A 12,859-nucleotide genomic window follows, 5' to 3' on the forward strand; every position below is an offset into this window, starting at 1 on the left:
CAATCTTCTTCCGCTCAGGTGGGATCACCATTTTGGTTGATATAAGGTCAGAGTTTGGAGCTGCGTTGCGATATTTACCTCTGAAATTTTCAGCAATGAAGTACGCAAAGGACAAGGCCGCCTGGTTCCAACATCGATCCAGTAACCATGCGTGAGCACGGCGTGTCACGCGAAGCCTGGTCTGCTATGGGTCTTGCCGGGCCTATGATAACTTCGATCAACCGCGACTGGTCGAACGGCGTGTGGTCAGGCTGGGCCAGCCTGAAAGGGAAATAAGTGCCGGTCCGAAGGCTGCCGTTCTGATCGGTGCGGGATGTGTTCGTGCTCGCCGGTCGACAACGTCACGGTGCATCCCGCGCCGTCAATCCGTTTGTTGAAGCGGGCACCAGCCTGCGCGGCAAAGGCGTCCATCAAGCCGTGGCCCAGTCCACCGCAAGTGGTCGTTTCCTCGGCTGTGGTTCCAGCGCCGTCGTCGCTCACCGAAAGCCGCCAATGCTCGTCGCAGGCGTCGAAATCGACGCGGATCGTGCCTTGGGGGCGTCCGACGAACGCGTATTTCGCGCAATTGGTCACCGCCTCGTTGACGAACAGGCCTATGGCGATGGCCGTGCGCTGTGGAAGGCGCGAAGGAGAGCACGAAATCTGGAGATTTATGCCGGTGGGAAGGAGTGCCGCGACCGCACTTTGCGCGATCTCGCTGATATAGGCTTGCATCGGCACGGCGCCACACGGATCACCGCACGCATTACCTTTCTGGCCCAGGATTTCATAGGTCTTGCAGAACGTGTGAATGCGGGCGTTGGCCTGGGCCAGAGCCGCCTGGACCTCGTCGCTGCGGTGCTCGCGTTCCTGAACGGACAGGAGGCTGGCGATTAACGAGAAGTTGTTCTTGGTCCGGTGCTCCAATTCGGCTCTGAGCAGGTCGCCGCGCTCGATTTCGCGATTGAGGCTTCGGGTCGTGCGCCAGACCGCTCGGCGAAATTCCTCGGCAAGAACCACCACGAGAAGCGCGAAAGCGGCATTGATGATGACTCGCGCCCGGTCGCTCGCGAGCAGGAAAGCGAAGGAATGGGCGACGGGCAGGACGTGCCACCAGGCCCATAGGAAGCTGAGTACAAAGGCAACCAGGCCGCTTCGGGCATGGCCAAATAGGGTGGCGATCAGAACCGTGGGATAGATTACCGCGAAGGGCCCCGTGTTCGGTGCCCACATGTCGAGCACGGAGCGCAGGGCAACGGCACTTACGGCACAGGCAGCGCCAAAACCGGCTTGTGCGGCCAGGGCTTGCCCGAGCCCGAAGTCCGGGCGAACCACGTCAAAGGTTGCTAGACTTCGCATGTTGAATCGTCCCGGGACCAAGGTCATGACCACTACACCCAAGGCCGGTCTGAAAAGTCCGGCATTCTGGCAGAGGTCCATTCTTGTGAGGCAATAGCGTACGATTGGCAAGCCATCCGGGCGATCGTCAAGGGCCATGCCCTCCTGGCCGTCGGCATCGCCGCGCTGATCCGGGAGGCCCCGGTCATCGCCGTGCGTCGTGGATGTTGCCGGGCGGGGCCGGAGCATTCTTCCGTTGCGTGGAATCGTCACCGTCGGCCTTGCCGGACGGCTTTGTCGCCGGACGGGGTGCTTCGTTCTCTCTTTCGGGTGGCCGGATCATTTCATCCTCCACTTCGCGATTCTTTGGGCGATTCTTGGGGCGATGCGCGGGACTGTGGCGGGAAGGCTTGGTCATGGCGTCCTCTCCTTCATGCGGTGGTGATCGATCCGCTCTCGAAAATGGCGTTCTGCGTTGACGAGCCGCGCACAAATTGCGGCCAGTCGCTCCTGGCGGGCCTTTCTGGCATGGCGACCCAGATCGGCGTAATTGCGCTGAGCGGACAGGCTTTCGCTAAGGATGTGTCGTAGCGAGACGGGGGCGTCGGCGGCTGCACGCGGGGCTGGCCGGAAACTGCGTCGCCAGACGGGCCAGTGCGTAGGGGGGGTGATGCCCGGAGCCTTGCGGGCGGCATTGAGCCAGGCGCGCCGGATCAGGCCGTTTTCGGCATGCGCGACGAGATCATGGGCGAGGCCAGGCACAAGGTCGTGCGAGGTGCACAACTCGAGGCAATGCCGACGCCTGACCAGTTCGTCGTGGCCGGCGTCGTAGAGGACTTCGCGCAGGCATGCCGTATGAATCATGAGCGTCCTTTCGTTTGGAAAGATGCGGTCAGACATGAATGTCGTGCGCGTGGCGTGGCTTCACACGGTTGCGCAGGCGGCCTTGGTCGGGGCGTTCTCTCCGTCAAGATAGCCGCAATCGTATTGGGCGAGGCGGGCAAGCGCCTCGAAGTCGCTGACGACCAGACGGCGGCTGCGTAAAGCGATGAGCCCGCGGCGGCGCAAGTCCTGGATCGTGCGGTTGGTATGGACCTGCGTCAGTCCACAGGCCCGGGCAATCTGCGTTTGCGTCATCGGGAAGACGCATGCGCCGTCCCGGGTGCCGCCGCGATGCTCCTGGCGCTTGTATATTTCGCAAAACAGATGGGCCACCTTCTCCGTGGCGCCAAGCAGCCCCAGCATGCCGGTCCAGCGCTGCTGGATCGCCAGCGAGGCCTGCTGTTCGCGCCAGAACGCCCGCGACAGCGACGGATTGCCGGTGAGAACGGCGCGAAATTCAAGTTTGCCAACGATCGCAATCGTGACCGGCGTGATGGTGCTTACGGTGTAGTTGACCGGTGCGCGGGCACGCAGGTCGGTGCAGTACAGGTCTCCGGGCATGCCGAAGGACAAAGTCTGGCACCGTCCGTCCGGAAGTCCGAGGCGCCGTTCGGTCCAACCCCGGACGAGAATGAATACGTAGCCAGTGCAGTCGCCCTGATTCAGGATGGTTTCGTGCGCCCGATAGCTTTGCAGGGTTTGCTGGCCGAAAAAATGCATGACCAGATCGCTAGACGACAAACGTTGGACATCGCCTTTCGATTCCTGTCGGGTAGGGAGGCCCGAGAACAGCATGTCTCTCTCCTAATTACCCACCCCCAAGCAGTGTCTCATCGATCGCGGCGCGTGCCATTAACATAGGTTGGATATGCAATCGATACGATGTCCAGGCCGGCGTGTTACTGGCTCGTTTCGTCTCTTTGTCCGCTCCCCTCGATGGGAAACCTGCCGATCGCACGGCCGGCCGGCCAGCCCTACGTCACGGTTTCGCCTCCGCCAGGTGGCGGGCTACGTCGAGATGATTCTCAACGGTCGGCGCGGTTCGCTTGGCGAAGCCGGCAAGCGCGGCGTTGTCGCCCGAGCCTGCATAGTCGCGCAACAGGGCGAGGGCACCTTGGTGCGCCGCAATCTGCTGCTCGAGATAGGTCCGGTCGAAATTGGTGCCTGCCTTGTCGAGCGCATCGAGTTTGGCCTGCTGGTCATCGCTGAGATGCCGGGAGACACCCACGCGCAGGCTGGCGTCTTTGAGTGTGTTCTCGAGATCGTCCTGGGCTTTTTCGTGGTCCTTGATGATGGTATCGGCGAGATCCCGGATAGCCTTCGTGCCTGCGTGTATCTTGGCCTTGTGCGCGGCGGCGATTTCATAGCGGTTGGCTGCCGCGACCGTATCCACGAAACGCAGTGTCGCCGCGTTCATCGCCGAATTGGTCGTCAGTTCGGGGTGCGCGGTCGGCGAAACGGCAAGGCTTGCCCCTGCATCGGGTGTGCCGCGAGTGCCGGGCTGTTCGCCCCGGTCGTTGCAGGCACTGACAAGTGCCAGGCTGCACAGCAGCCATTCTATGCGTGGTTTCATGTTCGGCTCCGTTGGATGGTGTGGCGCTCGTGCCGGCTTTCGCCCGCGGCCCAAACGTCGGCTTGAGCGCGGGCAGGTCTTGCTTTGGCTCAGGAACGCGTGGCTTTGGCGCCACGAGGACGGGCAATGTCGCCAAGCGCCGCACCGGCTGGCGCGCCCTGGCCTTCGCGCGCCATGTCAGCGAGCGAGATGATCCCGACGAGACGTTTGTCGCGGTTGACGACCGGCATCCGGCGGACCTGATTTTCGCTCATCGAGGCAAGTGCCTGATCCGTTTCCTCGTCTTCGAAGCAGTAGAGGAGCTGCTTGCTCATGACGTCGGACAAGGGGCTGTCGGGGGCAAGGCCGCGCGCGACGCCGCGAATGGCGATGTCACGGTCGGTCACGGTGCCGACAAGTCTGTCGGCCTCACCGACGGGCAGAAATCCGGCATCGGCATCGGCCATGACCTGCGCCGCCGATTGCAGCGTATGGTCGGGCGAGCAGATGCGGATGTCCCGGCTCATGCATTCACTGACTTTCATTTCCAGTCCTTTCGGTGATGGGAAGTTGGCACGTTCATCCAAGGAAACGGCAAGAGACCGGGAGAGACCGGGCGACCGCGACGAAGTGTGGCTGGACCGGTGCAGGACGATGCGGATTATGAGGCAGGTGATGAAGCCGGGCGGCAGGCAAGGCTTCGCGCGAACCCGCGCCCATGGACCGGTCAGCTGCCGATGACGATGCCGCCATTGGGATGAAGCACCTGGCCGCTCATGTAACTGGCGTCCTCGCAAGCAAGGAACAGGAAGGATGGCGCGACCTCGTTGGGGTGGCCCGGTCTGCCCATGGGGGTGCTCTCGCCGAAATGCGCGAGCTTTTCCTCCGGCGCTCCGCCACACGGGTTGAGCGGGGTCCAGATCGGTCCGGGTGCTACGGCGTTTACGCGAATGCCGTCATTGATCAGGTTTTCCGACAAGGAGCGGGTGAAGGCGGTAATTGCCCCTTTTGTGGCGCTGTAATCGAGAAGGCCCGCGCTGCCCTTGTACATGGTCACGCTCGTGCAATTGACGATTGTGGCTCCCGGGCCCAGATACGGGCGCGCGGCCTGGACCATGAAGAACATGCCCAGAATGTTGGTCTGGAAGGTGCGCCGAAGCTGCTCTTCGGTGATGTCGGTAATGTCGTCGTCGGGGTGCTGTTCGCCGGCGTTGTTGATGAGGATGTCGAGTCGGGCGAAGCGTTCGATCGTCGCGCCCACTGCCCGCTCGCACTGGACTTTGTCACCGACATCCGCGCGCACGGTGAGGGCTTCGCGCCCTTCCGCCTCGACGATTTGCCGGGTTTCGTCGGCGTCATCGTCCTCGAGCAGGTAGACGATGGCGACGTCCGCTCCTTCGCGCGCGAACAGTGCGGCGACGGCGCGACCGATACCGCTGTCGCCGCCCGTCACCAGAGCCACTTTGCCGGCAAGACGGCCCGAGCCCGGGAAACGGGGTTGCCAGGCGGGCTTGGGCTCGAGCCGGCTCTCGTGGCCGGGCAGGGCATCTTCGTGAATCCTGGGTTGGGGGTCGGACATGGTTCTCTCCTTGATGAGGCACGGACTTGTCGGTCAAAGAACGTTGGCAATGCAGGCTTTTCCGCGTTGGTCCGTGCGTTGTTGGGTTCCAAGACGGCCTCTACGCGGTCCACAGCCTGCTGCTGCGCTCCAGTCGAGGCAGAGGGCGAGCGGCGTTCGCCACCGCCTCTCTGCCCCCCCCCCCCCGACGCGTGCCGCCGCTTGGAGCCCCTCGCATCCCCGCGGCCCATCCCGGCGGAGGCTCCGGTCACGACGACAGCCTGTCTGGTTCGGGTCATGCGAGCGTAAGCAATCGCCCGTCGGACCGGTTCCGCGCTGCGACGCGCCAGCCTGGATCGAGCCGCGTGCGATTGATCCAGGTTATACCCCGCATTGGCGTGGGAACGCGCAGCGGGCCTGGTACGCTTCATCGTGGAAGGACCCCCGTGCGGTGGGTCCGATAGATCCCCAATGGAGAGGACACCATGGCCCACCCTATCGAGAAAACCCCCCAGGAAGCGCGCGGGGGGGATATCGTTCTTCGCAAGCGCTGGCAGCGCAACACGTTCATCGCGGGGCTTTGCCTGCTTATCGCGCTGCCCTTTGTCGTGTTTATGCTTTGACGGTGCGCCTACGCCCGGGCGCCAGATGGTCGTTGCGACTGATCGACGTTAGCGGATCCACGCCTGGTCTATGCCAGGCCACGCCCTGACGCAGACGCTGGAGAGGCACGCGGCGGGGCGCCTTGCTGTTGCATCGGCAGACCGGGGATCGGTCGCCGCAACTCCGGCAAGGGTAACATCCGCGATGCAACGACTTGATCTATCCAAGGGTGGGGCAAACCACCAGAAGCCCGAAGGCGATGCGGTCATGACGACCGCCCAGGGGGCACCCGTCAGCGACGACCAGAACTGGCTCAAGGCCGGTGCGCGCGGCCCCTCCTTGCTGGAAGACCAGGTGGCGCGCGAGAAGATCTTTCATTTCGATCACGAGCGCATACCCGAGCGCGTCGTGCACGCGCGCGGCTATGGCGTCCATGGGACCTTCGAACTGACCGATCCCATTCCCGATCTGACCCGTGCCGCGCCGCTGAGCGGCGAAAAGGGCAAGAAGACCCCCGTGTTCGTGCGCTTTTCGACGGTTGCCGGCAACAAGGGCTCGCCCGATCTCGCGCGCGACGTGCGCGGCTTCGCGGTCAAGTTCTACACCGAAGAGGGCAACTGGGATATCGTGGGCAACAACATTCCGGTCTTCTTCATCCAGGACGCGATGAAGTTTCCCGACCTGATCCACGCCGCCAAGTCGGCTCCCGACAGGGGCTTTCCGCAAGCGCAGACCGCGCACGACAATTTCTGGGATTTCATCTCGCTGTCGCCCGAGGCGATGCATATGGTGATGTGGATCATGTCGGACCGCGCCATCCCGCGCTCGTTCCGTTTCATGGAAGGCTTCGGAGTGCATACCTTTCGTTTCGTCAACGACAAGGGGCAGGCGCATTTCGTCAAGTTCCACTGGAAGCCGCGCCAGGGTCTCCAGTCGGTGCTATGGAACGAGGCGGTCAAGATCAACGGGGCCGACCCGGATTACCACCGGCGTGACATGTGGGCGGCGATCGAAGCCGGCGACTTTCCGCAATGGGACCTGGGCGTTCAGGTGTTCGACGACGACTTCGCCGAGCGCTTCGACTTCGACGTGCTCGATGCCACCAAGATCATCCCCGAGGAACTCGTGCCGGTGCGGCGCATCGGCACAATGACGCTCGATGCCAACGTGGACAATTTCTTCGCGGAAACCGAACAGGTGGCCTTCTGCACGCAAAACGTCGTGCCGGGCATCGATTTCACCGAAGATCCGTTGTTGCAGGGGCGCAATTTTTCGTACCTGGACACCCAGCTAAAGCGTCTCGGGGGGCCAAACTTCACGCATATTCCCGTTAACGCGCCGCGCTGCCCGGTCCGCCATTTCCAGCAGGATGGCCACATGGCCATGCACAACCCCACGGGAAGGGCCAATTACGAGCCCAATTCTTGGGGCGAGGGGACCGGTGAGGAGCGCGGTCCCAGAGCCTGCCCCATGCGCGGCTTCGTTTCGCATGAGGTCGTCGTGCAAGGTGTCAAGCAGAGAGAGCGCAGCGAAACCTTCGCCGACCATTATAGCCAGGCGCGCCAGTTCTATATTTCGCAAACCGCTGTCGAGCAGAGACACATGGTCGATGCCCTGACCTTCGAACTTTCCAAAGTGGGCCGGATGGACATTCGCCAGCGCATGGTGGGCCATGTTCGCAACATCGACGAGGATTTCGCCGGTGCGCTTGCCGCCGGTCTGGGACTGGCTCAAATGCCCGAACCTGTTGCCCCCGCTCGCGCACCGATCGCGGACTTGCCGCCGAGTCCGGCGCTGTCCATCCAGGCCAACGGTCCCGGGAAATTCGCCAGCCGCAAGCTTGGTCTCTATCTGGCCGACGGCGCCGATGCGCGCGTCGTGCAGGCCTTGCTCGCGGCGGTGAAGAAGGCCGGGGGCATGGTCGAGATCATCGCGCCGCACATCGCCGGCGCCTGGCTTTCGGACGGGTCGCTGGTAGAAGCGGATCAGAAGATCGATGGCGCGCCCTCGGTGCTCTACGATTGCGTGGCGATCGTCATGGGGAAGGAGGCCGGGCAACGCTTCAACGCGGACAAGCCCAGTCTCGACTTCGCCTCGGATGCCTTCGCCCACGCCAAGTTCATCGGCTATGTGCCGCAGGTACTGCCCATTCTCGAATGCGCGGCCATCGCGAAGTGGATGGACGATGGCTGCGTTGATCTTGCTGCCGAAGGTGGTGTCGACACGTTCATGACGCGCTGTGCCGGTCTACGCCATTGGGATCGCGAGGCGGTAACGCGGGCCTAAAGGAGGGCACAGGAGGGCACGGACGGACCGGGGCGGCGTTGCGATCAACCGTCGCCGCGCGACGCGGGCGGCTCCGTCCGTTCCGGTGCCGATGAATCGGCACCGCGAAGCGCTTTGCCTTGCCGAATTCCGTGGGTCTGCTGCTTTTCGCCTTTGATCACGAGGTCGGGCCGCGCCGACATTTCTCCGATCAGGCGCTTTGCCTTGCCTACGATCCTGTTCTTCAGGCCACCTGAACCCTTGTCCACCGATAGTCCCTCCTGCCCCTGCGCGAGGCGCCTGTTGCGCCGGTCAGCGTGCCTGGTTGCGCCGCCGTGTTTCCCACCCTTTCCGGGCGGCGGCGGAGCGTTGTTCCCGCGAGCCGGACTTGTGCGCCCGGCCGCCTTTGGCCGAGGCCTCGTGCGTGTCTTCGTGACCGCGCCCCGAACCGGACTTGTTGCCCCCGCCCGATTCCTTGTTGACTGTCGCCCAGGCCCGGCGCTGGGCCTCGTGATGCGAGACGCCGCGCTCCTCGTAGCCTTTTTCGATGTGCCGGGCCTTGCGTTTTTGCTTGTCGGTATAGCTGCTCTTGTCGCCGCGCGGCATGGGGACGCTCCTCTTGTTGTCTACGGTTGGCTGGGTATCCGTTCTCAAACTAGCGCGCCCTGGCCTGGAGGGTTCCCCGGGGCGGCAGGCAAGGCGGTCGAAATCGATCGAAATCAACTTCACAAGGCCCGATTGGGGGGGCAGGGGCGCGCTTAGCGGATGAACCGCTCGAACGCCCCGTAGCGCTCGGTAATGCGCCCACGCGCGAGGCTCAGGGCGATCAGGGCACCGCCGCAACCGAGGCTTACCGCGCCGTGGATGCCGCCCCCGGCGCACAGCCAGGGGCTGACCATTACGGCGATGCCGATGGGGACGAGGGCAACGCGCGCAAGCCGGGTCACTTCGGCCGCCGCTACCGACAGGACCGTGAGGACCAGCGCGCCCAGGACATGATCGACATTGGCCATCGAGCCCGTGGCTCCGAGCGTCAGGCGAGTGAACATGAGCGAGACGCCGATCACTCCGGCTAGCGACAGAGTCCAGGGCAGATTGACAGCCCCGCTCCACATCGCGTGCAGGACATGACGCGCGGGCCGTTCGAATTCGTGAGCAGGCCTTGTGGCGATCGCCCCTTCGTCGGGCCCTCCGAACAGAAGGACCGTCAGCGCATTGTCTCCCCGCTTCATGCGACGCCGGATGAAGGCGAGGCTGGCGACCAGTTCGTCGAGCGAATAGGGGATCTGCAGAAGCATCGCGGCGGCCCCGGCGAGCGCCAGCGTGCTCCAGGTGCCCAGGACGATCGGTTGGATGATGATGAACGTGATCGATACCAGGCCAAGGGGGACGATCATGAGCCCGAACAGGATCACCAGCCAAGGCATCGTGCGCCAGCGCGCCCGCGAGCCAACGATGCCCGTTAGAATTTCGAGCAGATAAGTGTAGGCGCCCAGCGCGGCGTCGGGCACGGGCCAAGCACGTGAGACCCACGAGGTGATGATTTCTTCGGTCCCGTTGCGCGGATCGGCGGCGGATCCGGCGAAGAACGGGTCCCAGACATGCGCAGTATGGCCCATCTGATAGGCCGCGAGAGTGCGCGAGATCAGAAATCCGAAGAGGGCCAGAACGATGACCGGCAAACGCTGAACCCAGGACGAGGGATTGAAGCTCCACCCAGGCGGAACCTGAGGTAATGGGCCGCGCGCGGCCGGTGAGGGGCCAATCTCGGGCGGCGGCCCCAGCGCGAGAGCGAAGGCCAGGGCTCCGATCAGCGTGTCGGCGGTATAATCGGCTGCGTTCGGGGTTACGAAGAGCATCGGCAGGGCCATGATAATCAGGCCAAGCCCTCCTGCCAGGAGGCGGGCCCAGGGGCGTTTGGAGCCTAGGGCCCAGAGGCTTGCGGCGCAAAGACCCGCGCCTAGTACTCCCTCGCTGACGACGTGTGCCGTGTCGGACAGGCCTATCGCGGGCGGCTGGGACAGCAGCAGCACGCCGAGCAGGGCGTTGACGAAGTGGGTCCAGCGCCACTGGTGTCGCTGCGCGTGCGTGTGCCGTTCGACGGCCTGCGGTGACAGTACAGCCGGCGTGTCCTCGCTCATCGGGCGCGCAAGCCATTCGGGCCGGTCGATGCCGTTGCGATCGTACCACGCGGCCGGATCCGCGGTCAGATTGGCGATCATTGCGGGAAGTTCATCCTCGAGGCGGTGCGTGGGGCGCCAATCGAGCAGGTCTTGCGCGCGCGAGATGTCGAGCGCGTAACTATCGTCGGCCATCTCCACCATGAATGGACGGATGAATGGGGCGGCGCCCTTGTCGATGGCATCGGGGATGACCGGTTCGAGCCGGTCCTGGATCGTGGCGCCGAACCGGGCGAGAGGCTTGGGTATCCGCACGGTCTCCCAGCCCGCCTCGCCGTGCAGGCAACGGCCCAGGATGTCCTGAAGACGCTGATACGCGACCGCTTCCGGCTCTCCAATGAGAAGCGTTGTCTGCCCGGGCAAGTCGGTGCGGCGCGCGACGGCGCGCGTGATCGCGTCGAGCATGTCCTCGCGGTGAAGCATGGCCTGGCCCGCCGAACGGGTGCCGGAATAGAGGTGCGAGTCCAGCCTGCGTTCGTAGATGCGCGCGATCTGGTGGGCGAGCGTGGGAACGGCCTGTGCGCTGTCGTAGACCCCGGCAAGCCGCAGGATCGCGACCGGCATCGAGGCGTGGTTGCGAATGACCGTTTCTGCGGCGAGTTTTGATTGCGGGTAGACCCAGCGTGGTCCGAGCGGTGCGGTCTCGTCGATTCGCTCGCCTGGCCGTGTCGGGGCATGGACGAGCATCGTGCTGGCATAGATGAAACGCTCGATCGCGAAGTCGGCCAGACCGGCCAGAAGCCGCCGCGTTCCCTCGACGTTGATGGCATCGTAGAGCGGGTCCGGATCGCCCGAGAAGTCGAAATAGCCGATCAGGTGAATGACTGCGGCGATCTTGCTACCATACGTGCGGCGCAGGTCAGCAAGCGCGGCGTCGACCGATCGTGAGGCGGTGAGATCGATTTCCAATACCGGCACAGGACCCGTCTGGGCGACTTTGTCGAGCCCCACGACGGTGTACCGTTGGGCCAGGGCCTGGCTAAGCGATCGGCCCAGGTTGCCCGAGGCGCCGGTGACGACGACGACAGGCTTTTCGATCTCACGGTTCATGGGTTTTGGCTCCTCGGACGCGTGCCGCATGGTTGATCCGGTCCCAGCCGTCCGACAGCCATAATCCTGCGTTGGCGTAGCGGCGATCAGCCATGAACTAGCGCCACTCACGCTAGGTGATCGGACGATTGGCCCGTGCATGAGGCGATAGCCTGCCGGTACGGGTGGGGCCCACTGGATGGGAGAAGAACAAGTGCTTTAGATCGGTGAGGAGCGATTCTTGATGCTGCGGTTCGTGCTGGAGACCCAACTCGAGCCGGTCCGCGTGGCGTTTGTGCAGATTCCCACACGGTTGCCACCGTGGTGTCGATGTGCGCACGGTTGGCCAGGATCGCATCAAGTGTAGGTCGGGTGAGCAGGCCCGGGTTGGAGCGGGTCAGGCGCGGACCTTGTGCTTCGTAATAGCTGTTGAAGAAAAAAGGCCAGCGTTCGTCGAACAACTGGTAGCCGGCCAGGGCTTCGCGCAGCACGAAAGCCGCGAAGAACCAGGTGGTGTGCGCGAGGGGCCATTGAACCGGGGAGGCATCGGGCATCGATTGCGCCGTGGCGTCGGCTTCGTTGAGGCCACGCGCCAGGGCGATGCTCGTGGCCCTGACGGTTTCTGAACATGTCACGGCATGACGCTCAGGATGGCCCGAAGCCTGGCTGCGTGCTTCGAACTGCGGGTCGTTGGAGGTCATGAATGGTTCTGCCTTCTGCGCACGGGGAGGACTGGGGAGGGTTCTCCTCCCTGTCTGGGCAAAGGCCTGTTTTCGCGATGGTTCCGAGCCGAGCAGCGCGGATGCGATCCGCATGCCGCCCTTCGCCGCCGCGATCGCGATTAGGGTCTTCGCCAGACCCAAGCCGTGACCCCCGCAAATGTGCGGATCCGGTCCTGCCGCTGGCGCTGGTCGGGTATGGGCCTCCAGTTTGATTTTGTCCGTTCCTCAAGACCGGCAATATTGATCCCGATCAGTATCGTCGGGAGTGCGCGCTGGGCGGTCCCACCAAGGGTTCGTTTCACTGATTTAGATCAGGTTCCCGGCCCATCGGGCTGTCGGGCGGCAACCGATGCACTGTTCTGGATCTTGGCTGGGTAGAGCGACCCAATCAACGCAAGGAGCGCCCCATGGATACAGATGGTCATGACAGGAATCACAAGGACAGCTTCACGCCGCATCATGGTGGCACGCCCAAGGCATTTCGGCCCATGATCGTGGCTGTCGTCATCCTCTCGGCGCTGGCCGTACTGCTCACGCTGGTGTGGCAAAACCGCGTGCCGGTCGAGTCCACTGCGCAGAGCACCGTCGCGCCCGCCGACACGGTGCGGGGTTAGGGTACCAGATGGGCGCTGGGTTCGCGCGCCGGGCATCGGTATAACATCGATCAGCATTCGAAACCGCATGGACGGCGCGCGTGTTCCTCCGTGTGTGGTGTGTGGAGCCGCTTGGTTTCCGTGAATTTCAATCGCTG

The 12,859-nt window shown here is 63.8% G+C and carries 14 protein-coding genes; 3 read left to right on the top strand and 11 right to left on the bottom strand.

Annotated features, from left to right (window positions below; all coding sequences use genetic code 11):
• Nucleotides 1–246: 246 nt before the first annotated feature.
• The 7 genes from HT136_RS19705 to HT136_RS19735 form a co-directional block, all read right to left on the bottom strand.
• Nucleotides 247–1,476 (bottom strand): sensor histidine kinase, encoded by a 1,230-nt coding sequence (locus HT136_RS19705; RefSeq protein WP_214201549.1) that lies wholly within the window; start codon nt 1,474–1,476, stop codon nt 247–249.
• A gap of 46 nt (nt 1,477–1,522) precedes the next feature.
• Entirely contained in the window at nt 1,523–1,735 is a 213-nt protein-coding gene (locus HT136_RS19710; RefSeq protein ID WP_214201550.1) for a hypothetical protein, read from the bottom strand.
• Nucleotides 1,732–2,181 (bottom strand): hypothetical protein, encoded by a 450-nt coding sequence (locus tag HT136_RS19715; RefSeq protein ID WP_214201551.1) that lies wholly within the window; start codon nt 2,179–2,181, stop codon nt 1,732–1,734. Before HT136_RS19715 ends, HT136_RS19710 begins: the two co-directional genes overlap by 4 nt.
• Nucleotides 2,182–2,241: 60 nt before the next feature.
• The gene (locus tag HT136_RS19720) at nt 2,242–2,994 is read right to left on the bottom strand and encodes a Crp/Fnr family transcriptional regulator (protein ID WP_214201552.1); all 753 of its coding nucleotides are present in this window, start codon (nt 2,992–2,994) and stop codon (nt 2,242–2,244) included.
• A 184-nt stretch (nt 2,995–3,178) separates the two neighbouring features.
• Nucleotides 3,179–3,772, bottom strand: a complete 594-nt coding sequence (locus HT136_RS19725; RefSeq protein WP_214201554.1) for a DUF4142 domain-containing protein — start codon at nt 3,770–3,772, stop codon at nt 3,179–3,181.
• Between the two features lie 89 nt (nt 3,773–3,861).
• On the bottom strand, nt 3,862–4,296 hold the full coding sequence (locus HT136_RS19730) for a CBS domain-containing protein (protein ID WP_214201556.1): 435 nt from the start codon (nt 4,294–4,296) through the stop codon (nt 3,862–3,864).
• Between the two features lie 182 nt (nt 4,297–4,478).
• On the bottom strand, nt 4,479–5,330 hold the full coding sequence (locus tag HT136_RS19735; RefSeq protein ID WP_214201558.1) for an SDR family oxidoreductase: 852 nt from the start codon (nt 5,328–5,330) through the stop codon (nt 4,479–4,481).
• Between the two features lie 464 nt (nt 5,331–5,794).
• Here HT136_RS19735 and HT136_RS19740 point away from each other — a divergent pair, with 464 nt between their 5' ends.
• A complete protein-coding gene (locus HT136_RS19740; RefSeq protein ID WP_214201560.1) occupies nt 5,795–5,932 on the top strand; it encodes a peptide ABC transporter permease in 138 nt (45 codons plus the stop codon).
• Nucleotides 5,933–6,116: 184 nt separating this feature from the next.
• Nucleotides 6,117–8,198, top strand: coding sequence for a catalase (locus tag HT136_RS19745; protein WP_214201562.1), 2,082 nt, complete (start codon nt 6,117–6,119; stop codon nt 8,196–8,198).
• Between the two features lie 44 nt (nt 8,199–8,242).
• Here the strand turns inward: HT136_RS19745 and HT136_RS19750 are convergent, their stop codons facing one another.
• The 4 genes from HT136_RS19750 to HT136_RS19765 form a co-directional block, all read right to left on the bottom strand.
• Nucleotides 8,243–8,446, bottom strand: coding sequence for a hypothetical protein (locus HT136_RS19750; RefSeq protein WP_214201564.1), 204 nt, complete (start codon nt 8,444–8,446; stop codon nt 8,243–8,245).
• A gap of 43 nt (nt 8,447–8,489) precedes the next feature.
• Nucleotides 8,490–8,783 carry a plasmid stabilization protein gene (locus tag HT136_RS19755; protein WP_214201565.1) on the bottom strand — a complete coding sequence of 98 codons (294 nt, stop codon included), beginning with the start codon at nt 8,781–8,783 and terminating at the stop codon, nt 8,490–8,492.
• Nucleotides 8,784–8,935: 152 nt separating this feature from the next.
• Nucleotides 8,936–11,407 carry an NAD-dependent epimerase/dehydratase family protein gene (locus HT136_RS19760; RefSeq protein ID WP_214201566.1) on the bottom strand — a complete coding sequence of 824 codons (2,472 nt, stop codon included), beginning with the start codon at nt 11,405–11,407 and terminating at the stop codon, nt 8,936–8,938.
• 107 nt (nt 11,408–11,514) lie between these two features.
• Entirely contained in the window at nt 11,515–12,249 is a 735-nt protein-coding gene (locus HT136_RS19765; RefSeq protein ID WP_246543956.1) for a formylglycine-generating enzyme family protein, read from the bottom strand.
• Nucleotides 12,250–12,515: 266 nt separating this feature from the next.
• Here HT136_RS19765 and HT136_RS19770 point away from each other — a divergent pair, with 266 nt between their 5' ends.
• A complete protein-coding gene (locus HT136_RS19770; RefSeq protein WP_214201567.1) occupies nt 12,516–12,722 on the top strand; it encodes a hypothetical protein in 207 nt (68 codons plus the stop codon).
• The last annotated feature ends 137 nt before the right edge of the window (nt 12,723–12,859 follow it).

It is taken from the genome of Novosphingobium profundi (assembly GCF_018491765.1).
Lineage (GTDB): Bacteria > Pseudomonadota > Alphaproteobacteria > Sphingomonadales > Sphingomonadaceae > Novosphingobium > Novosphingobium profundi.